The 26,479-nt window shown below is 71.9% G+C and carries 27 protein-coding genes; 16 read left to right on the top strand and 11 right to left on the bottom strand.

Features of this window, described 5'->3' with window-relative positions:
* Nucleotide 1 precedes the first annotated feature (1 nt).
* The 4 genes from ACZ66S_RS04410 (at nt 2) to ACZ66S_RS04395 (ending at nt 3,435) form a co-directional block, all read left to right on the top strand.
* Nucleotides 2–199, top strand: coding sequence for a hypothetical protein (locus ACZ66S_RS04410; RefSeq protein ID WP_123761049.1), 198 nt, complete (start codon nt 2–4; stop codon nt 197–199).
* Nucleotides 199–567 (top strand): type II toxin-antitoxin system death-on-curing family toxin, encoded by a 369-nt coding sequence (locus ACZ66S_RS04405; RefSeq protein ID WP_469899555.1) that lies wholly within the window; start codon nt 199–201, stop codon nt 565–567. The genes ACZ66S_RS04410 and ACZ66S_RS04405 overlap by 1 nt, the downstream gene beginning before the upstream one ends.
* 132 nt (nt 568–699) lie before the next feature.
* On the top strand, nt 700–2,490 hold the full coding sequence (locus ACZ66S_RS04400) for a DEAD/DEAH box helicase (protein ID WP_469899554.1): 1,791 nt from the start codon (nt 700–702) through the stop codon (nt 2,488–2,490).
* A gap of 303 nt (nt 2,491–2,793) precedes the next feature.
* Nucleotides 2,794–3,435 (top strand): IclR family transcriptional regulator, encoded by a 642-nt coding sequence (locus ACZ66S_RS04395; RefSeq protein WP_031041623.1) that lies wholly within the window; start codon nt 2,794–2,796, stop codon nt 3,433–3,435.
* A gap of 124 nt (nt 3,436–3,559) precedes the next feature.
* Here ACZ66S_RS04395 and ACZ66S_RS04390 read toward each other — a convergent pair whose 3' ends face one another.
* On the bottom strand, nt 3,560–5,125 hold the full coding sequence (locus ACZ66S_RS04390) for a PucR family transcriptional regulator (RefSeq protein WP_469899553.1): 1,566 nt from the start codon (nt 5,123–5,125) through the stop codon (nt 3,560–3,562).
* Between the two features lie 100 nt (nt 5,126–5,225).
* Here ACZ66S_RS04390 and ACZ66S_RS04385 point away from each other — a divergent pair, with 100 nt between their 5' ends.
* The 3 genes from ACZ66S_RS04385 to ACZ66S_RS04375 are packed head-to-tail and all read left to right on the top strand — an operon-like array spanning nt 5,226 to nt 7,927.
* The gene (locus ACZ66S_RS04385) at nt 5,226–5,987 is read left to right on the top strand and encodes a chorismate synthase (RefSeq protein WP_469899552.1); all 762 of its coding nucleotides are present in this window, start codon (nt 5,226–5,228) and stop codon (nt 5,985–5,987) included.
* Nucleotides 5,984–7,093, top strand: coding sequence for an o-succinylbenzoate synthase (menC, locus tag ACZ66S_RS04380; protein WP_469899551.1), 1,110 nt, complete (start codon nt 5,984–5,986; stop codon nt 7,091–7,093). Before ACZ66S_RS04385 ends, menC begins: the two co-directional genes overlap by 4 nt.
* Nucleotides 7,094–7,135: 42 nt before the next feature.
* Nucleotides 7,136–7,927 (top strand): S16 family serine protease, encoded by a 792-nt coding sequence (locus tag ACZ66S_RS04375; RefSeq protein WP_469899550.1) that lies wholly within the window; start codon nt 7,136–7,138, stop codon nt 7,925–7,927.
* On the opposite strand, the gene ACZ66S_RS04370 is transcribed toward ACZ66S_RS04375, so the two are convergent.
* From ACZ66S_RS04370 to ACZ66S_RS04340, 7 genes are all read right to left on the bottom strand, one after another.
* Nucleotides 7,924–8,106 (bottom strand): hypothetical protein, encoded by a 183-nt coding sequence (locus ACZ66S_RS04370; protein WP_469899548.1) that lies wholly within the window; start codon nt 8,104–8,106, stop codon nt 7,924–7,926. The genes ACZ66S_RS04375 and ACZ66S_RS04370 overlap by 4 nt on opposite strands.
* A gap of 11 nt (nt 8,107–8,117) precedes the next feature.
* A complete protein-coding gene (locus ACZ66S_RS04365) occupies nt 8,118–8,690 on the bottom strand; it encodes an ArsR/SmtB family transcription factor (protein ID WP_469899547.1) in 573 nt (190 codons plus the stop codon).
* Nucleotides 8,691–8,762: 72 nt separating this feature from the next.
* Nucleotides 8,763–9,644, bottom strand: coding sequence for a glycine betaine ABC transporter substrate-binding protein (locus tag ACZ66S_RS04360; RefSeq protein ID WP_469899683.1), 882 nt, complete (start codon nt 9,642–9,644; stop codon nt 8,763–8,765).
* Between the two features lie 583 nt (nt 9,645–10,227).
* A complete protein-coding gene (locus ACZ66S_RS04355; RefSeq protein WP_469899546.1) occupies nt 10,228–11,043 on the bottom strand; it encodes an ABC transporter permease in 816 nt (271 codons plus the stop codon).
* A complete protein-coding gene (locus tag ACZ66S_RS04350) occupies nt 11,040–12,284 on the bottom strand; it encodes a betaine/proline/choline family ABC transporter ATP-binding protein (RefSeq protein WP_469899545.1) in 1,245 nt (414 codons plus the stop codon). Before ACZ66S_RS04350 ends, ACZ66S_RS04355 begins: the two co-directional genes overlap by 4 nt.
* Nucleotides 12,277–12,924, bottom strand: coding sequence for an ABC transporter permease (locus ACZ66S_RS04345; RefSeq protein WP_469899543.1), 648 nt, complete (start codon nt 12,922–12,924; stop codon nt 12,277–12,279). Before ACZ66S_RS04345 ends, ACZ66S_RS04350 begins: the two co-directional genes overlap by 8 nt.
* Nucleotides 12,925–12,947: 23 nt before the next feature.
* Complete coding sequence (locus tag ACZ66S_RS04340; RefSeq protein ID WP_469899542.1) at nt 12,948–13,430, bottom strand: Lrp/AsnC family transcriptional regulator; 483 nt, start codon at nt 13,428–13,430, stop codon at nt 12,948–12,950.
* Nucleotides 13,431–13,556: 126 nt separating this feature from the next.
* Between ACZ66S_RS04340 and hppD the strand changes: the two genes are divergently transcribed.
* From hppD to nthA, 5 genes are read left to right on the top strand one after another with little or no spacing between them, the layout of a single operon-like run.
* Entirely contained in the window at nt 13,557–14,702 is a 1,146-nt protein-coding gene (gene hppD, locus ACZ66S_RS04335; RefSeq protein ID WP_469899541.1) for a 4-hydroxyphenylpyruvate dioxygenase, read from the top strand.
* 23 nt (nt 14,703–14,725) lie between these two features.
* Nucleotides 14,726–15,589, top strand: coding sequence for a phage baseplate protein (locus tag ACZ66S_RS04330; protein WP_469899540.1), 864 nt, complete (start codon nt 14,726–14,728; stop codon nt 15,587–15,589).
* Between the two features lie 9 nt (nt 15,590–15,598).
* Nucleotides 15,599–15,880, top strand: a complete 282-nt coding sequence (locus ACZ66S_RS04325; protein ID WP_469899538.1) for a hypothetical protein — start codon at nt 15,599–15,601, stop codon at nt 15,878–15,880.
* A complete protein-coding gene (locus ACZ66S_RS04320) occupies nt 15,873–16,172 on the top strand; it encodes an SH3-like domain-containing protein (protein WP_469899537.1) in 300 nt (99 codons plus the stop codon). Before ACZ66S_RS04325 ends, ACZ66S_RS04320 begins: the two co-directional genes overlap by 8 nt.
* Nucleotides 16,162–16,746: a nitrile hydratase subunit alpha gene (gene nthA / locus ACZ66S_RS04315; protein WP_469899536.1), complete on the top strand. Its 585-nt coding sequence runs from the start codon at nt 16,162–16,164 to the stop codon at nt 16,744–16,746. Before ACZ66S_RS04320 ends, nthA begins: the two co-directional genes overlap by 11 nt.
* On the opposite strand, the gene ACZ66S_RS04310 is transcribed toward nthA, so the two are convergent.
* Nucleotides 16,724–18,166 (bottom strand): tetratricopeptide repeat protein, encoded by a 1,443-nt coding sequence (locus tag ACZ66S_RS04310; RefSeq protein ID WP_469899535.1) that lies wholly within the window; start codon nt 18,164–18,166, stop codon nt 16,724–16,726. The two genes, nthA and ACZ66S_RS04310, sit on opposite strands and share 23 nt — an antisense overlap.
* A 92-nt stretch (nt 18,167–18,258) precedes the next feature.
* Between ACZ66S_RS04310 and ACZ66S_RS04305 the strand changes: the two genes are divergently transcribed.
* Nucleotides 18,259–19,665, top strand: a complete 1,407-nt coding sequence (locus ACZ66S_RS04305) for an FAD-binding oxidoreductase (RefSeq protein ID WP_469899534.1) — start codon at nt 18,259–18,261, stop codon at nt 19,663–19,665.
* A gap of 16 nt (nt 19,666–19,681) precedes the next feature.
* On the opposite strand, the gene ACZ66S_RS04300 is transcribed toward ACZ66S_RS04305, so the two are convergent.
* Nucleotides 19,682–20,158: an SsgA family sporulation/cell division regulator gene (locus tag ACZ66S_RS04300; RefSeq protein ID WP_469899533.1), complete on the bottom strand. Its 477-nt coding sequence runs from the start codon at nt 20,156–20,158 to the stop codon at nt 19,682–19,684.
* A gap of 285 nt (nt 20,159–20,443) precedes the next feature.
* Between ACZ66S_RS04300 and ACZ66S_RS04295 the strand changes: the two genes are divergently transcribed.
* Both ACZ66S_RS04295 and ACZ66S_RS04290 read left to right on the top strand, forming a co-directional pair.
* Nucleotides 20,444–22,060: an RDD family protein gene (locus ACZ66S_RS04295; RefSeq protein WP_469899532.1), complete on the top strand. Its 1,617-nt coding sequence runs from the start codon at nt 20,444–20,446 to the stop codon at nt 22,058–22,060.
* An 89-nt stretch (nt 22,061–22,149) separates the two neighbouring features.
* Nucleotides 22,150–22,779 (top strand): RDD family protein, encoded by a 630-nt coding sequence (locus tag ACZ66S_RS04290; protein ID WP_469899531.1) that lies wholly within the window; start codon nt 22,150–22,152, stop codon nt 22,777–22,779.
* 729 nt (nt 22,780–23,508) lie between these two features.
* Here ACZ66S_RS04290 and ACZ66S_RS04285 read toward each other — a convergent pair.
* Nucleotides 23,509–23,772, bottom strand: a complete 264-nt coding sequence (locus tag ACZ66S_RS04285) for a hypothetical protein (RefSeq protein ID WP_469899529.1) — start codon at nt 23,770–23,772, stop codon at nt 23,509–23,511.
* A gap of 336 nt (nt 23,773–24,108) precedes the next feature.
* On the opposite strand from ACZ66S_RS04285, the gene ACZ66S_RS04280 reads away from it, so the two are divergent.
* Nucleotides 24,109–26,469 (top strand): immune inhibitor A domain-containing protein, encoded by a 2,361-nt coding sequence (locus ACZ66S_RS04280; RefSeq protein ID WP_469899527.1) that lies wholly within the window; start codon nt 24,109–24,111, stop codon nt 26,467–26,469.
* Nucleotides 26,470–26,479: the final 10 nt, after the last annotated feature.

The following is a 26,479-nucleotide window of genomic DNA, read 5'->3' as shown; positions in this document are numbered from 1 at the left end:
CATGGCCGGACTGAACCTGCGTTTCACGGACGAAGAGCTCGACGCCCTGCGTGAGCGCGCCGCTGCGGAAGGGCGGAGCATGCAGGCCTTCGCGCACGACGCGGTGATCGCGGCCATAAACGAACATTCACGGCTGTTCAACGAGGCCGCCGACCACGTGCTGAAGGCGAGCGCCGAGCTGAACCGCAGGCTCGCCTGATGCACTACCTCACGCTTCCCGAGCTGCTGAACCTCACGCGGCGACTCGGGGCAGACGAAGTGCGCGACTACGGGCTGCTGGACTCAGCGCTGGCACGGCCCCAGTCGAGTGTGTTCGGACAGGACGCCTATCCGGACGTGTGGCAGAAGGCCGCGGCCCTGATGGAATCCCTGGCCCGCAACCGTGCCCTCGTCGATGGGAACAAGCGCATCGCCTGGTACGCGACCTGGGTCTTTCTGCACATGAATGGCCATCCGCTGGACGCGGACTTCGACGTCGACGAGGCCGAGCAGTTCGTGCGGGACGTCTGCCAGGGGCGTCTGGACGTGCCCAAGAACGCTGCCCATCTGCCGCGCTTCGCCCGATGACTGTGACGTCGGTCCCACCCCTGGCCGCCCCGGCCCCGTCCGAGCGTTGACGCCATCGGCCCGCCGGTAAGGTGACCCGGTCGTCATACACGGCCGAAGAGACAGCCCAGCCGCTCGACCCCGACGGAGACCGTGACTACCACCGCCGCCTCCTCCCACCACCTTTCCCCCGCCTTCCCCGGCAGGGCCCCCTGGGGCACCGCCAGCAAGCTGCGCGCGTGGCAGCAAGGGGCGATGGAGAAGTACGTCCAGGAGCAGCCGCGTGACTTCCTGGCCGTCGCGACCCCGGGCGCGGGCAAGACGACCTTCGCCCTCACCCTGGCCTCGTGGCTGCTGCACCACCACGTCGTGCAGCAGGTGACGGTCGTCGCGCCGACCGAGCACCTGAAGAAGCAGTGGGCCGAGGCGGCCGCGCGGATAGGGATCAAGCTGGATCCCGAGTACAGCGCCGGGCCGCTCGGCAGGGACTACCACGGTGTCGCCGTCACCTACGCGGGTGTGGGCGTGCGCCCCATGCTGCACCGCAACCGGGTCGAGCAGCGCAAGACCCTCGTCATCCTCGACGAGATCCACCACGCCGGTGACTCCAAGTCCTGGGGCGAGGCGTGCCTGGAGGCGTTCGAGCCGGCCACCCGCCGGCTCGCCCTCACCGGTACGCCGTTCCGGTCCGACACCAACCCCATCCCCTTCGTGACGTACGAGGAGGGCAACGACGGGATCCGCAGGTCGGCCGCCGACTACACCTACGGGTACGGGAATGCGCTCGCCGACCATGTCGTGCGGCCCGTCATCTTCCTGTCCTACAGCGGGCAGATGCGGTGGCGGACCAAGGCCGGGGACGAGATCGCCGCCCGGCTCGGCGAGCCCATGACCAAGGACGCGATCAGCCAGGCCTGGCGCACCGCGCTCGATCCGCGCGGCGAGTGGATGCCGAGCGTGCTGCGCGCCGCCGACCAGCGGCTCACCGAGGTCAGGAAGGCCATCCCGGACGCCGGCGCCCTCGTCATCGCCTCCGACCAGGACTCCGCGCGCGCCTACGCCAAGCTGATCCGCGAGATCACCGGCACCAAGGCGACCCTCGTCCTGTCCGACGACGCCGGCGCCTCGAAGCGGATCGACGACTTCAGCGAGAGCAACGACCGGTGGATGGTCGCCGTGCGAATGGTGTCCGAGGGCGTCGACGTCCCGCGCCTCGCGGTGGGCGTGTACGCCACCACCATCTCCACGCCCCTCTTCTTCGCCCAGGCCGTCGGCCGTTTCGTACGGTCCCGCAGGCGCGGCGAGACCGCCTCCGTGTTCCTGCCGACCGTGCCCGACCTGCTCACCTTCGCCAACGAGATGGAGGTGGAGCGGGACCACGCCCTCGACAAGCCGAGGAAGGAGGGCGAGGAGGACCCGTACGCCGAGTCCGAGAAGGAGATGGAGGAGGCGAACAAGGAGCAGGACGAGGACACCGGCGAGCAGGAGCAGTTCGCCTTCGAGGCGCTGGAGTCCGAGGCCGTCTTCGACCGCGTCCTCTACGACGGCGCCGAGTTCGGCATGCAGGCGCACCCGGGGAGCGAGGAGGAGCAGGACTACCTCGGCATTCCGGGCCTCCTCGAACCGGACCAGGTGCAGCTCCTGCTCCAGAAGCGGCAGGCCCGGCAGATCGCGCACAGCCGCAAGAAGCCGGACGGCGAGGCGGATCTCCTCGAACTGCCCGCCGAGCGGCGGCCCGTCGTCTCGCACAAGGAGATGATGGAGCTGCGCAAGCAGCTCAACACGATGGTCAGCGCCTATGTCCACCAGAGCGGCAAGCCGCACGGCGTGATCCACACCGAGCTGCGCCGGGTGTGCGGCGGCCCCCCGAGCGCCGAGGCCACGGCCGGGCAGCTCCGCCAGCGGATCGCCAAGGTGCAGGAGTGGGCCACCCGGATGCGGTGACGCGGGACGCCTGCCGGGCGCGGCACCGGACCGTACGTATCAGGACAAACGGAGTGGTCCGTACCGGCCGTTGCCCGGATTCTGGACGGAGGCTTCCGCTGAGCGAACCCGCTTCGCTACTGTCCCGCTACGCACACGCCCCGTGGCAGCGCCGCCGCGGAGCGCAGCCGTGAAGCGACGCGGCCCGGAAAGAGACCGGGCCGCCGGCCGATCGGCGGCCTCTGAAGCGCGTCACTGACGGGACTCGGTGACGCATCCGTCGCGAGGGGGCTGCCGACCTCACCACTTGGAGGAGTGGGCGTCGTGACCGCGGAGACCTCTCAGACGCTTGACCGGGGACTGCGGGTCCTCAAGCTCCTGGCCGACACGGACCACGGGCTCACCGTCACCGAGCTTTCCAACAAACTGGGCGTCAACCGGACCGTGGTGTACCGGTTGCTGGCCACGCTGGAGCAGCACGCCCTCGTACGGCGTGATCTCGGCGGGCGCGCCCGGGTGGGGCTGGGGGTGCTGCGACTCGGACGGCAGGTGCATCCGCTGGTGCGGGAGGCGGCGCTGCCCGCGCTGCGGTCGCTCGCGGAGGACATCGGGGCGACGGCTCACCTCACGCTGGTGGACGGTGCCGAGGCGCTGGCCGTGGCCGTCGTGGAGCCCACCTGGACCGACTATCACGTGGCTTACCGGGCGGGTTTCCGGCATCCGCTGGACCGGGGCGCCGCCGGGCGGGCCATTCTCGCGGCCCGGCAGCAGGGGTTCGGTGAGCCGGGGTACATGCTGACGCACGGCGAGCTGGAGGCCGGGGCGAGCGGGGCGGCCGCTCCGCTGCTCGGGGTCACCGGGGTCGAGGGCAGTGTCGGGGTCGTGATGCTGGCGGACGCGGTGCCGGAGCGGGTGGGGCCGCGGGTGGTGGACGCGGCGCGGGAGGTCGCGGAGGCGCTGCGCTGAGCTGAGCGGTGGGGGTGCGGTGTGGTGCGGGTCCGTGTCGACCGCGGGTCCGGTGGGGGCTGGTCGCGCAGTTCCCCGCGCCCCTGGGTGGGTGTGGTCGCCGTCCGCCGACACGCCCCCCGTGTCAACCCGCCGCCGTCGGCCGACTGCGGGCGTCCTCAGTCCCGGGGCCCGCCAGTACCCTCAACTGGAGCCACAGCACCAGGCGTTCGTCGGGGTCGTCCAGGTCGATTCCGAGCTGGTGGCGCACCTGCTTCAGGCGGTAGCGGCAGGTGTTCGGGTGGACGTCGAGCAGCTTCGCCGCTCCCGTCATGTCGCACCCCGCGTCGAACCAGCACACCAGTGTGCGGGCGTGGTCGGTCCCGTGCTCCTCGTCGTAGGCCAGCACCCGCCGCCAGGAGCCCTCCGCCAACTCCCGCCGCGCACCGAGCACTTCGGCCAGTCGCAGCAGCGTGACCCGCGGCCGTACCTCGTCGATCGTCGCCACCGGCAGTGTCGGTCCGAGCACCCGCAGCACCAGATCGGCGTCGGCCCGCGACCCGGCCACCTCCCCGAGCCCCGCCACCACCTCGCCCAGCCCGGCCCGCACCGGCACCCGGAGCGCCTGCCCGGCCCGCGCCACGATGTCCTCCGCCAGCCGCCGGTGGCGGGCCCCGGGCGCCGGCAGCAGCGCGTACACCACCCCGTCGAGCAGCACGCACGCGTGCCGCCCGTACCGCGCCTCGCACTGCAGCCGTACGACGTCCAGCAGCCGCAGCCCGGTCTGTCCGGCGTCCGGGAGGGCGGCCGCGTCCGGCACGAAGGCCGCGACCCGCACCGGGCCCTCGACCCCCAGCCGTACGGCGGACGTCGCCGCGTCCGCCGTGCCGTCCAGCAGCCGCCGCAGCAGGTCACCGCTCTGGTGCCGGGCCAGCTCCTGGGCCGCCCGCGCCCGCAGGAGCAGCACGGCCGCCGTCGACGCGCCCTGGACGAGCGTCTCCTCCGCGTCCGCCGCGAGCGTGCCGTCGTCGACGACCCACACCGAGCCGAGGGTCTCCCCGCCGGCCCGGACAGCGACCGCGAGGCGCGGCAGGACGCCGTCCCGCAGCGCGGGCAGCCGTACCGGTCCGGCGGCCGCGAACAGCTCCCGGTACTGGTCGGAGTTCTCCACGTCCGCCGGTACCTGGAGCCCCAGGATGCCCTGGCGGCGGTCCTCGTCGACCGGCTGGCCGGGGACGGTGGAGTAGGCGAGGATCCGCCGGCGCGGGTCCTCCACCGCGGTGGCCCCGCCGGTCGCCGTCGCGATGGCGTCGGCGAGGGCGAAGAGGTCGCCGTGGCCGGCCGTGGACGGCACCGGCCGGGCGCCGATCGCCGAGGCCAGCAGCAGGTGCGCCCGGTGCCAGGGGGTGTCCTCGGCGACGGACAGCAGCGCCACCCCGTGCGCCTCCGCTTCCCCCACCGGCCCGTCAGGGCCCCGGACCACCAGACCGGTCATCCCGGCCTCCGCCGCGGCCCTGGCCAGCGGCCCGGCCGCGGCCGCCCGCACCCCGACGGCCAGCAGCAGCGCACCCGGCACCCGGGGGAGCGGGGCGTGGGCGTCGTGGAGGACGACCTCGGTGACCGGGGCGCCGAGCCCGGCGGGGGCGGTGTGCAGCCGTACCGAGGTGCCGCCGACGATGTCGAGGAGATCCCCGAGGGTGCAGGCGTCCACGGGCACCTCCCGGTCTCTTTGGCCGTTCCGCAAAGGAACGTACGCGGACGTTGTACGGCCGCACAACCCGGGGCGCCCGCCCGGAGCCGAGACTGGGCACATGTCAGCGGTGAGCATCCGTACCGTCCACGACGTCGCCGGCCTCGGTGCCGTCAGCGCGTACTTCGGCGAGGTCTGGCGGACCGCGCCCACGGCCCCGCCCTACCCGGCCGAGGTGCTGAACAGCCTGGTCCACGCGGGCGGCGCGGTGCACGCGGCCCACGACGGGCGGCGCCTCGCCGGGGCCTGCGTCGCCGTGTTCGGGCCGCCCGGCTCGGGGGAGTCGTACTCCCTGGTCGCCGCCGCCGAACCCGGGCTCGGGCAGCCGGTGAAGCAGGCGCAGCGGGCCTGGGCGCTCGGCCTCGGCGCCCGCACCATGCGCTGGACCTTCGACCCACTGGTCGCCCGCAACGCCCGCTTCAACCTGGCCAAGCTCGGCGCGGTCGGCACCGAGTACCTCGTCGACTTCTACGGCCCCATGCGGGACGGCGTGAACAGCGGCGACGAGAGCGACCGGCTGACGGTGACCTGGGACCTGACCGCGCCCGGACCGTCGTACGAGCCGGGGGAGCGGGAAGACGCGCCGGTCACCCGCCGGGCCCCCGACGGCGGAGAACTCGCCCGCGGCGACCTCGCCGGCCGGCACCTCTGGTGCCGGGTCCCGGAGGACGTCGTCGGACTGCGGGCCGCCGACCCGGCCCTCGCGCTGCGCTGGCGGCGGGCCGTGCGGGACGTGTTCACGGAGGCGTTCGGGCAAGGCTTCCGGGCGACCGGAATGTCCCGGGACGGCTGGTACACCCTCACCAAGGAGGCCGTCGCATGAGGCTGGAGCGCGTCGAAGTCGTCCATGTGGCGATCCCGCTGGTCACGCCCTTCCGCACCTCGTTCGGCACGATGACCACGAAGGACACCTTTCTGCTGCACGTCGTCACGGACACCGCCGAGGGCTGGTCGGAGTTCGCCGCCGACCCGCAGCCGCGGTACTGCTCGGAGTTCGTGGCGGGTGCGGAGCTGGTGCTGCGGGACTTCCTGGTGCCGAGGGCGGCGGCCCTGCCCGCGCTCACGGCGGCTCAGGTCGGGCCCGCCGTCAGCGGCATCAAGGGGCACGAGCTGGCGAAGGCGGCCCTGGAGACGGCCGTCCTGGACGCGGAGCTGCGGTCGTACGGCATGCCGCTGGCGGTGTACCTCGGCGCGGTCCGCGACCGGGTCCCCGCCGGGGTGTCGGTGGGGATCAAGGAGTCCGTGCCGGAGCTGCTGGACGACGTCGAGGGGTATCTCGCCGAGGGGTACGTCCGGATCAAGCTGAAGATCGAACCGGGCTGGGACATCGAGCCCGTACGGGCCGTGCGCGAGCGCTTCGGGGAGGCGCTGCCCCTCCAGGTCGACGCCAACACGGCGTACACGCTCGCCGACGCGGAACACCTGCGGCGGCTCGACGAGTTCGGGCTGCTGCTGATCGAGGAGCCGCTGGACGAGAACAACCTGTACGGCCACGCGCGCCTCCAGAGCCGTCTCACCACCCCCGTCTGTCTCGACGAGTCCCTGCACAACGCCCGGGACACCGCCGCCGCGATCGCCATGGACGCGTGCCGGGTCGTCAACGTCAAGCCCGCGCGGGTGGGCGGCTACCTGGAGGCCCGGCGCGTCCACGACGTGGCCCGCGCGCACGGGGTGCCGGTGTGGTGCGGCGGCATGCTGGAGACGGGGATCGGCCGCGCCCCGAACCTCGCCCTGGCCGCCCTGCCCGGCTTCACGCTCCCCGGCGACACCTCCGCCTCCTCCCGCTACTTCGCCGAGGACCTCACCGAGCCGTTCGTCCTGGCGGACGGCCACCTGCCGGTGCCGCGGGGGCCGGGCATCGGGGTCGAACCGCTGCCCGACGTCCTGCGCCGCTTCACCCGCGCGCGACGGGAACTGTACCGGGGCTGACCGGCTCGTGGCCGGAAGTGACCGCCGCGTTAGATTGATCCCGTGCTCTCTCGCCTCACGCGCCCCCAGGCCGTCGCCGTCTGTGCCCTGCCCGTCGTGGCGCTGGTCGCCACGGCCCTCCTCGCGCCGCTGCCGTTCTCGCTGGCGCAGCCCGGGATGACGGCGAACGTCCTCGGCGACAACGAGGGCGCGGCGGTGATCACGGTCTCCGGGGCCGCGACCCGTACGACGAGCGGGCAGTTGCGGATGACGACCATCGAGGCGACCGGGCCGGACACGCGCATCTCCCTCGGCGACATCGTCGGCAACTGGTTCCGCACCGACCGGGCGGTCATGCCCCACGACGCGGTCTACCCGAGCGGGCAGAACGTCGAGGAGATCGAGAAGCACAACACCGCGCAGATGAAGGAGTCCCAGGACGCGGCGACCCAGGCGGCCCTCGGCTACCTCAAGCTCAGCGACGACAAGGTCAAGGTCACGCTGAAGCTCGCGGACGTCGGGGGGCCGAGCGCGGGGTTGCTGTTCGCGCTGGGGATCGTCGACAAACTGCACGGCGACGGCTCCGGGGGCGACCTCACGGGCGGCCGCACCGTCGCCGGGACGGGCACGATCGACGCGGACGGCACGGTCGGCGCGGTGGGCGGCGTGGCGCTGAAGACGCAGGCCGCGCGGCGGGACGGGGCGACGGTGTTCCTGGTGCCGAAGGACGAGTGCGCCGACGCGAAGGCGGAGCTGCCGAAGGGGCTGCGGCTGATCCCGGTGACGTCCCTGAAGGGGGCGGTGGGCGCGCTGACCGCCCTGGAGTCGGGCAAGGGGTCGGTCCCCGCCTGCTAGTGCGCGAGGACCGGCCGCGGGGAGGCGAGCCGGAGCCCGACCTCCACGAGGGTCCAGCCGAGGCGGGTGCGGATCGCGTACGGCTGCCTGGCCTCTACGGCGAGCCGGTGCGCGTCGGCCTCGGCGCGGAGGTCGGCGGCGCGGAGGTGGTGCAGGGCGAGGTGGGTCTCGGGGTGCATGGCGGGGCCTCTCAGTCCGTCGAGACGGGGAAGGTGTGGGTGTGGATGCGTACCTGCGCCGCGTGGTCCCCGGTGGCGTCCCGGTCGCGGTAGGTGTCGACCAGCGCGTGCATCTTCTCGATGAGTTCCTTGGTCAGCTCGGGAGTCAGCCGTAGCGTCGCGCTGCTCATGTCCCAGACGCGGTTCCACTCCTCGGGCCAGGTCGCGCGGTCGCCCAGCCAGTTGGAGAGGTTCTGGATCTGGGCGGTGGCGACCTCGTGGAGGTACATGTCGGCGGCTCCGCGCACGGCCGGATCGTTGTCCGTGAGCAGGGCGTCGTCGAAGGTCAGCCCCTTGTGGACCGCCTTCCACCAGCGCTCCCGCCCCTTGCCGCGCTCCGGGGCGTCCTCCACGAAGCCGTGTGCGGCCAGTTGGCGCAGGTGGTAGCTGGTGGCGCCACTCGACTCGCCCAGTCGCTCGGCGAGTTGGGACGCCGTGGCGGGACCGCCGAAGCGCAGGGCGTCCAGCAGTTGCATCCGCAGGGGGTGGGCCAGCCCGCGCAGTGAACGGGCGTCAAGTTTCCGTACCTTCGGCTCTTCCGGCATGCGTACAAAGATAGCTATGCAAAGAGTCCTTTGCAACGGGTTCTTTGTAACTCTGTCCGGCGGTGGCCGCCCCTACTTCACGAACCCCTCCGCCTTCATCCAGTCCAGTGCCACCTGGTGCGGGTCCTCCCCGGCGACGTCGACCCTGGCGTTGAGCTCCCGCGCGACCGTGTTGTCCAGCTTCCTGGTGACCGGCGCGAGCACCTCCGCGATGGCCGGCCACTTCTTCAGGGACTTGGAGTTGATCTCGGGCGCCGCGTTGTAGTTGGGGAAGAACCTGCGGTCGTCCCGCATCACCGCGAGGTTCATGGACCTGATGCGGCCGTCGGTCGTGAAGACCTCCCCGTACCGGCAACTGCCCTTCGCCACCTGGGTGTAGATGATCCCGGTGTCCATCTGGGTGATGTACTTCGCCGGGACGCTCATCCCGTACGCCTTCTCCATGCCCGGCAGTCCGTCGGCGCGGTTGGCGAACTCGTTCTCCACGCACAGGGTCACCGCGCCGGGGTCCTTCTTCGCCAGCGCGGCCACGTCGGAGAGGGTCCTCGTGCCGTACTTCCGGAAGGCGGCCTGGTTCATGGCGAGGGCGTAGGTGTTGTTCAGGGGTGCCTTCGGCAGCCAGGTCAGCCCGTTCCGCAGGTCGGCCCTGCGTACGGCCGTCCACTGCTCCTGCGGGTCGGCGATCGGCTCGCTGTTGCCCTGGTAGGTGATCCACGCCGTGCCGGTGTACTCGTACATCCCGTCCGCGTCCCCGGACTTGACCGCCTCCCTGGCCCCGACCGAGCCCTGGATCCCGGTGCGGTCGAGGACCTCCGCCCCCGCCGCCTCGAAGGCGATGCCCATGATCGCGCCCAGGATGAGCTGCTCGGTGAACTCCTTCGACGTGACCGTCAGATCCGCGCCCTTGAGCGGCTCACCCCGCCCGATCGACCCCGGCCGGACGTCGTCGGCCATGGGAGAGCCACTGGTCAGCCCACAGCCGGCGACCAGCACCAGACACCCGCTCACCACGAGGAGGGCCGGCTTCACGCGGTCACCTCCCACGGACGCGACGAGCGGTACAAACGCCTGTCGGCGGACGGCCACGGAAACGTCATGGCGTGACCGCCGACCCGTCTGCCGTCAGGATCGGTGCGGCCAACCAGTCGTCCAGCAGAGGGCCGGGAACACCGGAGGCTGCCGAGGGACGCCGCCGCGTCGATATGGGGCCGGGTCGAGCGGGCTCGCTGCGGGGCCGCTCGGTGCGGAAACCCCGTCGGCCGAGCTGCGGGGCCCAGTCCACCGCCCCGTCCGTAGCGCGCCGGGACCGCCGTATCGACGTCGAGACCAGGGGTCGCACGAACGCCCGCCGGGGCTGGTGCCAGGCGCCCGCGGCTCATGTGTCCGCCTCCAACCGCCCTCTCGTCGTGTGCGGCAGTTCGGTGAGGGAGGCGGGAGCCTAGCCCCAGGGGCGGTCGGAGGCTCGCCGGGGCCGGTACCAGGGGCCCGGGGAGGCGGGGGCCCGGATTCAGCAGGGTCGGTGCCAGGTGTGCGCCGTTCATGTCCCCGTCTCCAACCCCCGTGGTCTGAGGAGCAGTTCCGCGAGGGAGGCCAGCCAGTCGACCAGGAGGGCCAGGGTGACCGTGAGAACGGAGCCGAGCACCAGGACCGGCATGCGCTGGTTGGTGATGCCGGTCGTGATGAGGACACCGAGGCCGCCGCCCCCGCCGAAGGTCGCCAGGGTCGCCGTGCCGACGTTGAGGACCAGGGCCGTGCGGACGCCCGCGAGGATCAAGGGGACGGCCAGCGGGAGTTCGACGCGGGTCAGTACTCCCAGCGGGGACATGCCGATGCCGCGGGCCGCCTCCAGCAGGGTCGGGTCGTTCGCCTTCAGGCCCGCGACGGTGTTCGACAGGACCGGCAGGACGGCGTAGGCGATGATGCCGATCAGGGCCGCCTTCGTGCCGGTGCCCAGCCAGATCACCAGCAGGGCCAGCAGACCGATCGCCGGGGTCGCCTGGCCCGTGTTGGCGACCGCCATCACCACCGGGCTCGCCTTCCGGAAGGCCCCGCGGGTCAGCAGGATCCCCAGCGGGATGGCGATGATCAGCACGAAGAACGTCGAGATGACCGTGAGTTGCACGTGCTGCCACAGCGCCTTGGACACCTGCCCGTTCGACAGCGCGTTCCGGGAGAGCGGGTCCAGGTCGGCCTGCGCGAACCACAGCCAGGTCGCCAGCAGGACGGCGAGGAGGAACGCGGGCAGGAAGGTCAGTTTCCGCCAGGTGACCCGCCGCCTCGGCGGACCCGTCGGGGGAGGGGGCGCGCCCTCCTCCCGCTCGTCCTCCGGCACGGAGGTCGCCGACGTCGTCACGCCTTCCGCCCCTCTCCGTCGGCGCCCTCCTGCTCGGCGTGCGTCCGGTCGGCCCGGATCGCCTCCAGTTCGTGCTGGTGCTCCATGGCCTCCAGCCGGTCCGCCTCCAGGAGCTCGTGCACGGAGTTCATGAGCGTCTCCATGTCGACGACCCCCGTGTACTCGCCGCGCCGCCCGGTCACCGCGACCCGCCCCGCGTTGTCGGTCAGCACGGCCTCCAGGGCGTCCCGCAGGGTCGCGTCCCGGGTCACCGTGTCGCTCACCAGCGTCCCGGCCCGGGCCAGCGACCCCTTCGCCCGCATCATGTCGCCGCGCCGGAGCCACTTGTAGGGCCGTCCACGCCTGTCGAGCAGCAGGATCTCGTTCGTCCCGCTGACCCGGAGCCTGTTGAAGATCTCCTGGAGGGGGTCGTCGACGGTCACCGTCGGATAGTCGGTGATCTCCACGTCCCGCACCCGGGTGAGGTTCAGCCGCTTCAGCGCGGCCCCGGCGCCGACGAACCCGGACACGAAGTCGTCGGCCGGGTTGGTCAGGATCGCCTCGGGGGTGTCGAACTGGGCGATGTGGGAGCGTTCGCGCAGGACGGCGATCCGGTCGCCCAGCTTGATCGCCTCGTCGAAGTCGTGGGTGACGAAGACGATCGTCTTGTGCAGCTCCCGCTGGAGGCGGATCAGCTCGTCCTGGAGATGGTCCCGGGTGATCGGGTCGACCGCCCCGAACGGCTCGTCCATCAGCAGGACGGGCGGATCGGCCGCGAGCGCCCGCGCCACGCCCACCCGCTGCTGCTGGCCCCCGGAGAGCTGGCGCGGATAGCGGTCGTGGAACTCGCCGGGGTCGAGCCCCACGAGGTCGAGCAGTTCCTCCACCCGGTCCCTGGTCCGGGCCTTGCCCCAGCCGATCATCCGCGGCACGAGCGCGACGTTCTGCGCGACCGTCATGTGCGGGAAGAGCCCGGCCGACTGGATCGCGTAGCCCACCTTGCGGCGCAGTTTCACCGGGTCGATGTCGGTGACGTCCTCGCCGTTGATCCGGATGCGTCCCCCGGTCGGCTCGATCAACCTGTTGATCATCTTGAGCGTGGTCGACTTGCCGCAGCCGGACGGCCCCACGAAGACGACGGTCTCGCCCGCCTTGATCTCCATGGAGACGTTGTCGACGGCGGGCTGCGGACTGCCGGGGTACCGCTTGGTCAGGTGCTCCAGCCCGATGGACGCACCCGAGGCACCGGACGTCTCAGCCACGGATCCCCCTCGGAATCGTCAGCCGCCCGATCAGGACGTACGCGGCGTCGAAGAGCAGGGCGAGCACGATGATCCCGAGGGTGCCGGCGAGCACCTGGTTGAGCGCGTTCTTGCTGCCCAGGGAGGCGATGCCCCGGAAGATCTCGTTGCCGAGGCCGGGCCCGGAGGCGTAGGCGGCGATCGCGGCGATGCCCATCAGCATCTGCGTCGAGATCCGGATCCCGGTCAGGATCGGCGGCCAGGCGAGCGGCAGCTCGACCCGCGCGAGACGCGTCACCCGGGTCATCCCGATCCCCTTGGCCGCGTCCACCAGCGAGGGATCGACCCCGCGCAGCCCCACGATGGCGTTGCGGACGATCGGCAGCAGTCCGTACAGCGTCAGGGCGATCACCGTGGGCGGCACCCCGAGGCCCACGATGGGGACGAGCAGGCCGATCATGGCGAGCGAGGGCACGGTCAGGATCGTCGAGGTGGCCGTCGTGGCGAGGTTTCCCGCCCACTCGCTGCGGTAGGTCACGACGCCGATCAACACCCCGATCACGGTCGCCACGACCATGCACTGGAAGACGGCGCTCGCGTGCTGGTACGCGTCGACGAGCAGTTGCTGGTGGCGGCTGCCGAGGTACTCCCAGAAGTTCACACCCGCTCACCCCGCTGGCTCGGTCACTCCCGAATAGCCGGATCCTCCGCCGCCTGCTCCACCAGCGGGATGATCCGCAGCGGAACGGGGTTCTCCATGACGATCGCGGTGGCGGCCCGGACGATCCCATCGAATCCGACAACCCGGTCGATCACACGTTGGAGATCGGCGTTGGAGCGGGCCACCAGGCGGCACAGCATGTCCCCGCTGCCGGTCGTGGTGTGCAGCTCGAGCACCTCCGGCACGGTCGCCAAGTGCGCCCGCACGTCGGCCCCTTGCCCCTGCCGGATCTCCAGGGTGGCGAACGCGGTCACCGGGTAGCCGAGCGCCGCCGGATCGACCTGCGGACCGAACCCCCGGATGACTCCGTTCGACTGAAGCCGGTCCAGCCGCGCCTGCGCGGTCCCCCGGGCCACCCCCAGCCGCCGGGACATCTCGAGGACCCCGATCCGCGGCTCGCGCGCGAGGAGCACGATGATCCGCCCGTCCAGCTCGTCGATCCCCACGGCAGCCTCCCCGAGAGATGGTCATCCTGCACAGAAAGTCCGTCGATACGGCCGCACCGCTGAACATGTTGTCCAGTGGATACGCAAACTATTGCGCACCTTGCAGAGCGGAGCCAGGCTTCGCACATGACGCAGACCACACACCACACTCCCGACACCGCCCGGCAGGCCGATCCCTTCCCGGTCAAGGGAATGGACGCGGTCGTCTTCGCCGTCGGCAACGCCAAGCAGGCGGCGCACTACTACTCGACCGCCTTCGGCATGCGGCTCGTGGCCTACTCCGGACCGGAGAACGGCAGCCGCGAGACCGCGAGCTACGTGCTGGAGAACGGCTCCGCCCGGTTCGTGTTCACCTCGGTCATCAAGGCCGCCACCCCCTGGGGCCACTTCCTCGCCCAGCACGTGGCCGAGCACGGCGACGGCGTGATCGACCTCGCCATCGAGGTCCCGGACGCCCGCCGGGCCTACGCCTACGCCCTGGAGCACGGCGCCCGCTCGGTCGCCGAGCCGTACGAGCTGAAGGACGAGCACGGCACGGTCGTCCTCGCCGCGATCGCCACCTACGGCGAGACCCGCCACACCCTGGTCGAGCGCACCGGCTACGACGGCCCCTACCTGCCCGGCTACGCCGCGGCCGCCCCGATCGTCGAGCCCCCCGCCCACCGCACCTTCCAGGCCGTCGACCACTGCGTCGGCAACGTCGAGCTCGGCCGGATGAACGAGTGGGTCGGCTTCTACAACAAGGTCATGGGCTTCACGAACATGAAGGAGTTCGTGGGCGACGACATCGCCACCGAGTACAGCGCGCTGATGTCGAAGGTCGTCGCCGACGGCACCCTCAAGGTGAAGTTCCCGATCAACGAACCCGCCGTCGCCAAGAAGAAGTCCCAGATCGACGAGTACCTGGAGTTCTACGGCGGCGCGGGCGTCCAGCACATCGCGCTGAACACCAACGACATCGTGCAGACCGTGCGGACCATGCGCGCGGCCGGGGTCCAGTTTCTCGACACCCCCGACTCCTACTACGACACCCTCGGCGAGTGGGTCGGCGACACCCGAGTCCCGGTCGACACCCTCCGCGAGCTGAAGATCCTCGCCGACCGCGACGAGGACGGCTACCTGCTCCAGATCTTCACCAAGCCGGTCCAGGACAAGCCGACCGTGTTCTTCGAACTCATCGAGCGGCACGGCTCGATGGGCTTCGGCAAGGGCAACTTCAAGGCACTGTTCGAGGCCATCGAGAGGGAGCAGGAGAAGCGGGGTAACCTCTAGCCCCCGATGACCGAGGGGGGACCGTGACCGAGCGCTTCGACCTGTCCGTGCCGGCCGTCCGCTGGCTGTGGCAGAAGACGCTGCACGAGGGCACGGTCCTCCAGTCCTTCGCCTTCGACGAGCAGAACCAGCACCTCTACGCCCTGCAACTCGCCGCGGGCGGAGCCGAGTCGGGCGACCTGTGCCTCAACAGGCTCGACTACGACGGCACATTGCTCGGCCGCATGCACCTCCAGGGCTTCGGGCACGGCGTCAGCATGGGCGTGCAGAACGCGGCCGACGACGTGTGGATCTGGACGGAGGCCGCCGCGGAGAACGGCTACGGCCAGGGCGTCACCCGCTTCCGCTTCTTCGACGGCGCCACCCGCACCGGCGAGGACGTGGCGATCCGCAAGCCGATGCCCGGCACCACCAACAACCAGCCCTCGGTGTGCATGACGTCACGGCGCCTCGCGATCCGCTACCGCCTCGACAACGAGCCCCGCTACCGGATCTGGGACCTCGACGCCTTCGTCGCCCGCGACTACGCCGACCCGGTCGCCGACCTCGCCCAGACCGGCCTGCACCCCGACCCCGCGATCCCCTTCCAGGGCTACGCCCTCCACGGCGACCACCTCTACCAACTCGCCGGCACCGCCTACGACCCCGCCACCAACCCGCCCGCCGAGCACGGCAACGCCTACCTGTCCTGCCTCGACATCCGCACCGGCGAACTGGTCCAGCGGCAGCGCACCGAGGCCGGCCACTCCCTCGACCACCGCGAACCCGAGGGAGTCGCCGTACGCCACGGCGGCACCCCCCGGCTGTGCATGGGCCTCGCCTCGGGCGCGGCGGGCGCACGGCGTTTCTCCGTCTACTACAAGCCACTGTCCGGCCAACCCTCGTAGGCTGACCGCATGGCCAGGATCAACGACGTGGGCGGCACGCAGGGGTTCGGCGCGATCGACACCACCGACGACACCGAGCCCTTCCACGCGGACTGGGAGGCACGGGTCGTCGGCCTCTTCAACACCCTGCGCGCCCAAGGGATCTTCAACACCAACGAGTTCCGCGACGCGATCGAGTCGATGCCACCGGCGGAGTACCTGGCGGCCTCGTACTACGAGCGCTGGTTCACCGCCATCTGCGCACTGCTGGAGCGCAAGGGCGTGCTGGAGGCCGGTGAGCTCGATGACTGACACGCCCCCCGACCGCTTCCCGCCCGGCACCCGGGTCCGCACCTACCGGCACGACCCGCCGCACCACACCCGCCTGCCCCGCTACGCGCGCGGCCAGCGGGGCGTGGTCGTCGAGCCGGAGGGCCCGGACGAACTGGCCGACGTCAGCGCGCGGGGACGCGGGGACGCACCCGTCGAGCAGATCTACGCGGTCCGCTTCGCGGCCCGGGACCTGTGGGGCGAGGGCGACCACCACGTCGTACTGGACCTGTGGGAGAGCTACCTGGAGGAGGACCGCGACGATGAGCGGTGACCACCACACCGACGCGGTGATCGCGCGCCGGGTACGCCGTCTGGAGACCCTCCTGGAGGAGAAGGGGCTGATCACCGGGGAGCGGCTGGACGAGGCGATCGACGCGTTCCTCGCGGAGTCCTCGCCGGCGAACGGGGCCCGGGTCGTGGCCCGCGCCTGGACCGACGACGCCTACCGGGCCCGGCTGCTCGCGGACGGCACGGCCGCCGTCCAGGAACTCGGGTACATGGACGGCTCGTACCAGCGCCTGCGGGTCGTGGAGAACACCGCGTCCCTGCACAACGTCGTCGTCTGCACCCTCTGCTCCTGCTACCCGCTGCGCCTGCTGGGCCCGTCCCCGAGCTGGTACAAGTCCGAGGCCTACCGCTCCCGCGCGGTCCGCGAACCCCGGTCGGTGCTGCGGGAGTTCGGCCTGGAACTGCCCGCCGCCACCGAGATCACGGTGTGGGACTCCAGCGCGGAGACCCGCTACATGGTGCTGCCCCGCAGGCCCGAGGGCACGGCGGGGCTCGGCGAGGAGGAACTGGCGGCGCTGGTGACGAGGAACGCCCTCATCGGGACGGCCGCGCTGTGACCGCCTTCGCGTCCATCACCGGCAGGTCCTCGTCCGGCACGTCCCCCAGCACCGCCAGCGCCTGACGCGCCGCCCGCACCCGCGAGGGCGAGAACCAGGGGTTGATCCGCAGCGCCTCCCCCAGATGCCGGCGCGCGGAGGCGGACCGGCCCAACCCGCTCTCGATCATGCCCAGGTGGTAGGCGTACAGCGCGCTGCGGACCCCGCCCCCGTGCACCTTGTCCGTCGCGATCCGGGCGTACCGCAGGCCCTCCTGGCCGAGGCCCGCCCGGTGCAGCGCCCACCCCAGCGCGTCGGCCACCGCGATCCCCGGCTGCCGCCGCCACTCGGCCCGCAGCCGCCGCACCGCGGACTCCGGGTCGCCGTGGTCCGCCTCGAACTGCCCGAGCACCAGCTCCCCGTCCACCCCGCCCGCGGCGGCGCGCTCGACCGTCGTCCGCAGCAGGTCGTACTGCACCCGGGCGGCCTGCCCCAGCCCGAGCGACTCGTACAACTCGCCCAGCTCCAGGGCGTACTGCGGCAGCGGCTGCTTCGCGAGGGCCGTCCGGTAGGCGTTCAGGGCCTCCGTCGTGCGGCCCAGTGCCGCGAGGGCCCGCCCCTGACCGGCCTGCGCGGCCCGCTGGTCGGGGTCGATCCGGACCGCCGCCTGGAAGTGCCGCAGCGCGTCCTCGCGGTCCCCGCGCTCAAAGGCGAGCTGCCCGGCCTGCTCCAGGTAAGCGGCCCGCTCGGCCGGCGCGCGCGCCCCCGCCGCCGCGTCGGCGAGCTGGGCCGCCGCGTCCTCGCGCCAGCCCCGGTCCCGGTACACGGCCGCCGCCCGGGCCCGCACCGCCGGCCCCGACCGCAGCTTTGTCAGCCTCTCCAACGCCGCGCCGGCCGCCTTGTGGTCGCCGAGCCCGGTGTACGCGTCGATGAGCGCCGGGTACGTCGTCCACCGCCCCGGCTCCAGTTGCCGCGCGGCCTCGCCCCAGGTCCGCGCGGTCCGGAAGTCCCGGCGCGCGTTCGCCAGGGCGGCCAGACCACCGAGGGCCTGGGCGCCGCCGCGCACCTTCAGTGACCTGCGCAGGCTGTCCTCCGCCTTCGCGTAGAACGTCGTGTCGGCCGTCCGCCGCCCCTGCTCGACATACGCCGTCCCGAGCACCGCCCACGACTCGGCGTCCCCGGGGTGCCGGCGCAGATGGCTCTCCCGCTCACCGATCAGCGCCGCCAGGTCGGGCAGCGAGGCGGGCACCCCGGCGGCGACCGCCGTCAGCGCCTGGGCCCCCGGGGCGGGCGCGGGAGCGCGGGTCACCGTCCGCTCCGCGGGCAGCAGCATCAGCACCGTGCCGAGCACCGCGCAGCCCGCGACCGCGGCGGCCACCGGACGGCCGCGCACCCGCGTCCGCCGCCCCTCCGGCCGGTTCTCCGTGGCTTGGTTCTCCATGGCGCTCACTGTGCGGCAGTACGACGACCACCCCCCGGCTTGCTGCGGTTGGCGCTGGCGGGGTTCACACCGATGGCCCCCGGTGCGACGCTGTGATCATGAGCCGTATCGAAGCCCCCCGCGACGAGGTCACCGGCAACCTGGTGGACCGACTGCTCACCGGTCTGCCCACCGAAGCCGTGCTCACCGACCCGGACGTCACGGTCTCCTACGCCAACGACATGGCGAGCTTCTGCCCGGCCGGCACCCCCGCCGTGGTCGTCCTGCCCCGCACGGTCGAACAGGTCCAGCACGTCATGCGCGTCGCCACCGAACTGCGCGTCCCGGTCGTCCCCCAGGGCGCCCGCACGGGCCTGTCCGGCGCGGCCAACGCCTCCGACGGCTGCATCGTGCTGTCCCTGACCAGGATGGACCGGATCCTGGAGATCAACCCGGTCGACCGCGTCGCCGTCGTGGAACCCGGCGTCGTCAACGCGACCCTGTCCCGCGCGGTCGACGAACTCGGCCTCTACTACCCGCCGGATCCCTCCAGTTGGGAGATGTGCACGATCGGCGGCAACATCGGCACCGCGTCCGGCGGACTGTGCTGCGTGAAGTACGGGGTGACCGCGGAGTACGTCCTCGGACTGGACGTCGTCCTCGCCGACGGGCGGCTGATGTCCACCGGCCGCCGTACCGCCAAGGGGGTCGCCGGCTACGACCTGACCCGGCTGTTCGTCGGCTCCGAGGGCTCGCTCGGCATCGTCGTCCGGGCCGTCCTGGGCCTGCGGCCGAAGCCGCCCGAGCAGCTCGTGCTGGTCGCCGAGTTCTCCTCCGGGGCCGCCGCCTGCGACGCCGTCTGCCGGATCATGGAGGGCGGCCATGTGCCGTCCCTCCTCGAACTGATGGACCGTACGACCGTCAAGGCCGTCAACGCACTGGCGCACATGGGACTCCCGGAGACCACCGAGGCCCTGCTCCTCGCGGCCTTCGACACCACCGACCCGGCGGCCGCCCTCACCGCCCTCGGCGCGCTGTGCGAGGCGGCCGGCGCCACCCAGGTCGTCCCGGCGGAGGACGCGGCCGAGTCGGAACTGCTGCTCCAGGCCCGCAGGCTCTCCCTCCCCGCGCTGGAGGCCGTCAAGGGCACCACCATGATCGACGACGTGTGCGTGCCCCGCTCCCGGCTCGGCGAACTGCTGGAGGGGACCGAGCGGATCGCCGAGAAGCACGGGCTCACCATCGGTGTCGTCGCCCACGCGGGTGACGGCAACACCCACCCCACGGTCTGCTTCGACGCCGCCGACCCCGACGAGTCCCGGCGGGCCCGCGAGTCCTTCGACGAGATCATGGCGCTCGGCCTGGAGCTCGGCGGCACCATCACCGGGGAGCACGGGGTGGGCGTACTGAAGAAGGAGTGGCTGGCCCGCGAGATCGGTCCCGTCGGGATGGAGATGCAGCGGGCGGTGAAGGGGGTCTTCGACCCGCTGGGGATCCTCAACCCGGGCAAGCTGTTCTGAGACCTCGCCGCAGGGCTCACTCCCCGTCGGCCGACTCGTCGCTCGGCCACGGGTCGCACAGCCACAGGTCGTCGGCCGGAGTGGGGGCCAGCAGCTCGGCGAGACCGTCGTCGATGCCGAGCTGCTCCGCCTCGGAGCCCGGCGGGACCGCCCTCAGCGTGCGCTCCAGCCAGGCCGAGACCTGCGCGGCCGGGGCCTCCAGGAGGGCGTCGCCGTCGGGGGAGCTCAGCGCCATCAGCACGACACCGTGCCCCGCGACCTTCGTCGGCCACACCCGCACGTCCCCGTGCCCGCACGGCCGGAACACGCCCTCCACGAGGAGTTCGCGGGCGAAGGTCCAGTGGACGGGGTGGTCCGAGCCGATGTGGAAGGTGACGTGGACGGCGAAGGGGTCGTCGCTGCGGTAGCTCAGCCTGGCCGGGACCGGGATGCTGCGCTCGGGCGACAGGATGAGTTTGAGCTCCAGTTCGCGCTCCACCACCGTGTGATGCATGTCGTTCGTTCCTCTCTCGGCTCTCGTCCGCGGCCCGCGGTGGGCCCGTACGAGGGGAGAGGGGGAGGGGGCGGGATCATTACGCGGGTTCGGCGAACTTTTTTCCGGCGGTCGTTCGTCCCCACCGGCGGTCGTCCCGCTCGTGCGCGACGGGCGATGTCACGGCCGGTATCACGGTCGTGCTCAAAAGGGGTGGGTCCGGTGGGACTGGCGGTGGGTGTTGCGCCGGTCTGATAGATGTGGAGCCCCCTCTATTGACCCCCGAGCAGATACGGGACGACGGACATGAGCGCCCCAACCCCGGCACCCGGTGACGACAGGCCCCGCGAGGGCTACTACCCGGACCCGTCCATTCCTGGATATGTCCGTTACTGGAACGGTGCCTCCTGGGTGCCGGGCACCAGCCGTCCCGCCCCGGCGGACGGCGAACCGCTCGCGCCGCCGGCCGGCCCGGGCTCCGGCTCGGCCCCGTCCGCGGTGGAGGAGACGGGCCCGCACTTCTTCGACGAGGACCCGGCCGGGGAACCGCCGCACCCCGACACCCAGCACGGCAGCCGTCCCGAACCCGCGTCCGCGTGGGCCGCCGACCGGTCCCACCAGGCGGGCTTCGGCGGGGACCAGGACCGCCGGGTGTCGTGGGGGTCCCCGCAGCAGACAGCACAGGCTCAGCAGGAGGCACCCCAGGGGATCCCGCAGCAGGGAGCTCAGCAGGGGCCGCAGGGAGCTCGGCACGGAACGCCTCGGCCCCCGCAGGGCGCCGACCCCAGGGTCCCCGGTCCCGGGCGGCCCGCCGACGGCTCCGCCCCGGGCCGGCCGGAGGGGCACGCGGTCCATACGGACGGCACGGCGACGATCCCGCCCGCCGAGCCCGACGAGGACGGCGGCACACGCGTCTTCCGCCGGCCCACGGCCGGGTCCGGGGGAGCGGGGACGGGCGGGCAGTCGGACGACGGCACCATGAAGTTCCGCGCGCTCTCCCCGCGCACGGCGCAGCAGGGCGCGGGTCCCGGGGCGCAGAGCGGAAGCATGCCCGGCGGCCCCGGCGCGGGTGCCGCGGCCCCGGCCGGTCCGCAGGGCCCCGGCTTCGGTGCCGGCAAGGCCGCCGCCGAGCGGGCCGCGGTCTCCGGTGCCGGCCCCCAGGGACCCGCCTCCGCCGCTGCCGCCGCTCCCTCCGGCCCCCAGCAGCCCGGCCCCGTCCCCGGCCCGCAGACGGCCCCTCCGGGCGTGCCGCAGCAGGGAGCCGGTGCCCCGCCGGCCGGGGCCCAGATCGCCGCCACCCCCATGAGCGCGGGTCCCGGGGGCGGGCAGCCGTCCTGGGCGCAGCAGGTGCACCGGCTCGCGGGGTCCGACGAGGAGCAGCCCGCCCCCTGGAAGCCGCCGGTCGAGGACATCTTCCAGGCGGCCGCCCGCCGCCAGGCCGCGGCCAGGCCCGCGGGGCTCGGCAAGCGCCTCGCCGCCCGTCTGCTCGACACCCTCGTCGTCGGCGCGGTGACCGCCGTGGCCGCCGTCCCCCTCGGCACCAAGGCGGCCGACCACGTCGACGAGAAGATCGACGCGGCCAAGCTCTCCGGCGAGACCGTGACGGTCTGGCTGCTGGACGGCACCACGTCGGTGTACCTCGGCATCGTGGTCGCGGTGCTCCTCGTCGCGGGCGTCCTGTACGAGGCGCTGCCCACCGCCAAGTGGGGCCGCACCCTGGGCAAGAAGCTGCTGGGCCTGGAGGTGCGGGACATCGAGGCGCACGAGCCGCCGTCGTTCGGCGGGGCCCTGCGCCGCTGGCTGGTGTACAGCGTCCCGGGCCTGCTCGGCATCGGCCTCGTGGGCGTCCTCTGGTGCCTGTTCGACCGGCCGTGGCGCCAGTGCTGGCACGACAAGGCAGCGCATACGTTCGTGGCGGGCTGAGCGGGTCGTCCGAACGGCGTAGGTGATTCGGTACTCCGGACGGCCGCTCGCCGGATGCGGAGTCGGGGGGTTCGCGGTCGACTCGGGCCATGAGCAGTGAACCGCCCCCCGGCTCCGGCCAGCAGCCGCCGGATGACGACCCGTTCAGGAAGCAGCCCCCGCCTGCCGAGGGCTCGGGATCGCCGTACAGCACACCGCCCCCGCCGTACGGGGGCGCGCCCGGCGGCGACCCGTACGGCGGCGGCTCCTACCCCACCGATCCGCTGGCCGGCATGCCGGCCCTCGCGTCCAGCGGCAGGCGCACGCTGGCCCGCATCATCGACATGATCATGGTGGGCATCGTCGTCTGGCTGCTCACCTGGGGCTTCGGGGTGAGCGAGTACGACGTGAACGGCGACAACGTCCAGTACGGCAAGTCGCTCGCCCAGTCCCTCCTCGCCGCGGTGCTCTACATCGCCTACGACACCGTCCTGATCACCCGGACCGGGCAGACGCTCGGCAAGAAGTGGCTCGGCATGCGGGTGGCCAACCTCGACAACGGCTCCACGCCCTCCGTCCAGACCACGCTGATCCGCTCGGCGGTCCTGTGGATCCCGTTCGCCTTCTGCTGCGCCTGCATCTGGACCGCCATCTCAGGCGGCTGGAGCTACTTCGACAAGCCCTACAAACAGGGCCTGCACGACAAGGCAGCGAAGACGGTGGTGGTCAGCACGGACTGAGGGCGGCCGGGTGGCGGTAGCCCACGGGTAGTTGCGCGGGCACCCGTGGCCGTCCTCCGGTGCGTCTCGGTGAACGGAGAGCGGCCTGCCGGGCCCGGTCCGGGCACGGTTGCTCCGGCGCCGCATACGCGGAGCCGTCGCCAAGTGGGGGCGAGCGAAACGCGACCCGGGCCTCGGGCTCGGGGGGCGCCTCGGGACCCCCGGTCCGGGTGAAGGCGGGGTTTGGGGCGTGGAGTTGTCGGCAGATGGGGGCTGAGGCAACGCGACCTGGGCTCCAGCCGGCTTCGACGACTCGGGGCACCCGGCCCGAGTGCAGGCGGGGGTTCGGGGCGCGGAGTTGTCGGCAAGTGGGGGCGAGGGCAACCAGGGTCCCGGCCGCCCCCGGGAGGTGCCCCGGCGCGACCTGCCTGGGGTGCAGGTGAGGGGAGCCGGGGCGCGGCCCCGAGTGTCCGGCGGGGTGATGGCCGTGTCGCGGTAGTGCGCTCGGCGGATCGTGACGGCCGTCGGAGGGGGCCAACGCGGTTAGTGGCCTGCCTGGCTTGGAGGGCGCTCCGGCGTCCCGGGCCGGCTCAAGTGCCGTGCTGCCGGCCGGCGAAGGCGCGCAGGGCCGTGCGGAGTGGGAGGCGTTCGGACGTGCCCGGTGTCCCGTACGGCCAGGGTGTTGCGGTGGTCGGGGCTGATCGGTGAAGGCAGGTACGGGTTGCGCACCTGCCTCGGCCGACGCAGGTGTCAGGCAGCCGTCTTCGAGCGGGAGGCCACCGCCGGGACGGGCTGCTCTTCCGTCGGGCGGTCGGCGGGCCTGCTCATGGCCACCACGCGGGACTTGGGCTGGGGGACCGTCATGGCGACCAGCAGACCGAGGGCGAGCGCCGAGACCGCGATGACCGCGGTCCCGACAACCGAACTCGTCTGTGACAGCAGCAGCATGGCGAGCGTCGAGAAGATGACGGTGATCGAACCGTAGGCGATCTGTGCGGCGGTCGGACGAGGCATGGCAATCGGTCCTCGGATTTTGGGGTCCACGGGGGGCGTCGGCCTGGCATTCCGCCGACGTCCGGGCGTTCCGCCAATCGACTCTAATCGCCTGTGTGCCCGAGTGGAACGAACAGTAAGCGTGACCTAACCAACAGTGCCGGTGCACAGGGGGCGCACGGAGTCATGACGTCCACCAAGTGGACGTTCGCACGCGCCTGTCGCGAGTTCGTCACATGTCCGCAATGCGAACACCGGCTCCCAATAATGCACTTGTCGGGTCCAAGTCAAGGTCTGTCTTTTCTCCTCAACCTTTAGTCAAATACCGGTCACTTGCCTGATAGGGGAGAGGTACAAGTGACTGACAGATCCTGGACGTTCAGGACGGCGGCGACAGTCGTGGCATTGGCCGCGGCCTCGGCCACGTTCTCCACGTTCGCCGTGGCACAGGCCGCGGACAACTCCGCCGGGACCTCCGCGGTCGACCGGCAGGACCCGCAGCCCGCGAAGGCCAAGGAGCACGACTTCGACGGCCCGCTGACCAAGACCCAGGAGGCGCAGCGCAAGGAGGCGCTCGACCAGGTCATATCCGGCGACGCCGCCGTGCGCAACCGCGACGGCTCCAAGGTGGTCGAGCTCAAGAGCCGCAAGGGCGACAGCAAGTACGTCGAACTCGGCCGCGAGAAGACCGACAAGATCTTCACCATCCTGGTCGAGTTCGGTGACAAGGTCGACCCCCGCTACGGCGGCACGGCCGGCCCGCTGCACAACCGGATCGCCCAGCCCGACCGCAGCCAGAACAACAGCACGGCCTGGCAGGCGGACTACAACCAGGCGCACTTCCAGGACCTGTACTTCGGGACCGGCAAGAAGACCGAGTCCCTGAAGAAGTACTACGAGAAGCAGTCCTCGGGCCGCTACTCGGTCGACGGCGAGGTCACCGACTGGGTCAAGGTCCCCTACAACGAGGCCCGTTACGGCTCCAACAAGTGCGACCCCGACAACTGCGCCTGGTACGCGGTCCAGGACGGCGTCAACGCCTGGGTCGCCGAGCGCGAGGCCGCCGGGGACACCGCCGCCGAGATCGCCGCGGAACTGGCCGAGTTCGACCAGTGGGACCGCTACGACTTCGACGGCGACGGCGACTTCAACGAGCCCGACGGCTACATCGACCACTTCCAGATCGTGCACGCCGGCGAGGACGAGTCCGCGGGCGGCGGCGCCCAGGGCGAGGACGCCATCTGGGCGCACCGCTGGTACGCCTTCGGCACCGACGCCGGCTCCACCGGCCCCTCGGGCAACAGGCTCGGCGGCACCCAGATCGGCGACACCGGCGTCTGGGTCGGCGACTACACCATCCAGCCGGAGAACGGCGGCCTCGGCGTCTTCGCGCACGAGTACGGCCACGACCTCGGCCTGCCCGACGAGTACGACACCTCCGGCGGCGGCGAGAACTCCACCGGCTTCTGGACGCTGATGTCCTCCGGTTCCTGGCTCGGCACCGGCAAGGACTCCATCGGTGACCTGCCCGGCGACATGAACGCCTGGGACAAGCTGCAACTGGGCTGGCTCGACTACGACGTGGCCACGGCTGGCAAGCGCTCCGCCCACAAGCTGGGCGTCGCGGAGTACAACACCAAGAACCCGCAGGCGCTCGTGGTGCAGTTGCCGCAGAAGACGGTCAGCACCGAGGTGGTCGCCCCGGCGCAGGGCGCGACGCAGTGGTGGAGCGGCAGCGGCAACGACCTGCGCAACACCCTGACCCGCCCGGTCGACCTGACCGGCAAGTCGGCGGCGGCGCTGACCCTCGACGCCTGGTGGGACACCGAGCAGGACTACGACTACGCCTACGTCGAGGTCTCCACCGACGGCGGCGCCAACTGGACGCCGATCGACGGCACCCTGGCCGACGGCACCGCCATCCCGCGTGACGGCAGCGGCAAGCCCGCCCTCACCGGCTCGGTCGAGGCCTACCAGAAGCTGACGTTCCCCCTGAACGCCTACGCGGGCCAGAAGGTCCAGCTCCGCTTCCGCTACCAGACGGACGGCGGGGTCGCCCTGAAGGGCTTCGCGGCAGACGAGATCACGGTGACCGCCGACGGCGCGACCCTGTTCTCCGACAACGCCGAGACGGCGGACGCCGCCTGGACCGCGACCGGCTTCTCGCGCATCGGCGCCTCGATCACGGACGACTACGCGCAGTACTACATCGCCGAGAACCGCCAATACGTGTCGTACGACAAGGTGTTGAAGGTCGGTCCGTACAACTACGGCTTCTCGAAGACCCGTCCGGACTGGGTGGAGCACTACGCCTACCAGAACGGCCTGTTGATCTGGAAGTGGGACACCTCCCAGGCCGACGACAACACCAGCCAGCACCCGGGTGAGGGCCTGATCCTCCCGGTCGACTCGCACCCGACCGCCCTGAAGTGGTCCGACGGCACGCTGATGCGCAACCGCATCCAGGCCTACGACTCCACCTTCAGTTGGTACCCGACGGACTCGGTCACGCTGCACAACGCCGACGTCCCGACCAAGATCAAGTCCAAGCCGGGCGTCCCGGTCTTCGACGACGGCACGTCGAGCTACTACGACGCGTCGAACCCGCTCGCCGGTGTCAACATCACTGACACCGACACCCGGATCAAGATCGTCAAGGAGCCCCTGGACGGCTCGACGATCACGCTCCAGGTCGGACCTTCGGCCAAGAAGAGGTAAAACCGCAGGT

This window comes from Streptomyces sp. NPDC107471, assembly GCF_055582845.1.
Note: the sequence above shows the minus strand (reverse complement) of the source record. Positions and strands in the feature narration are given on the sequence as shown.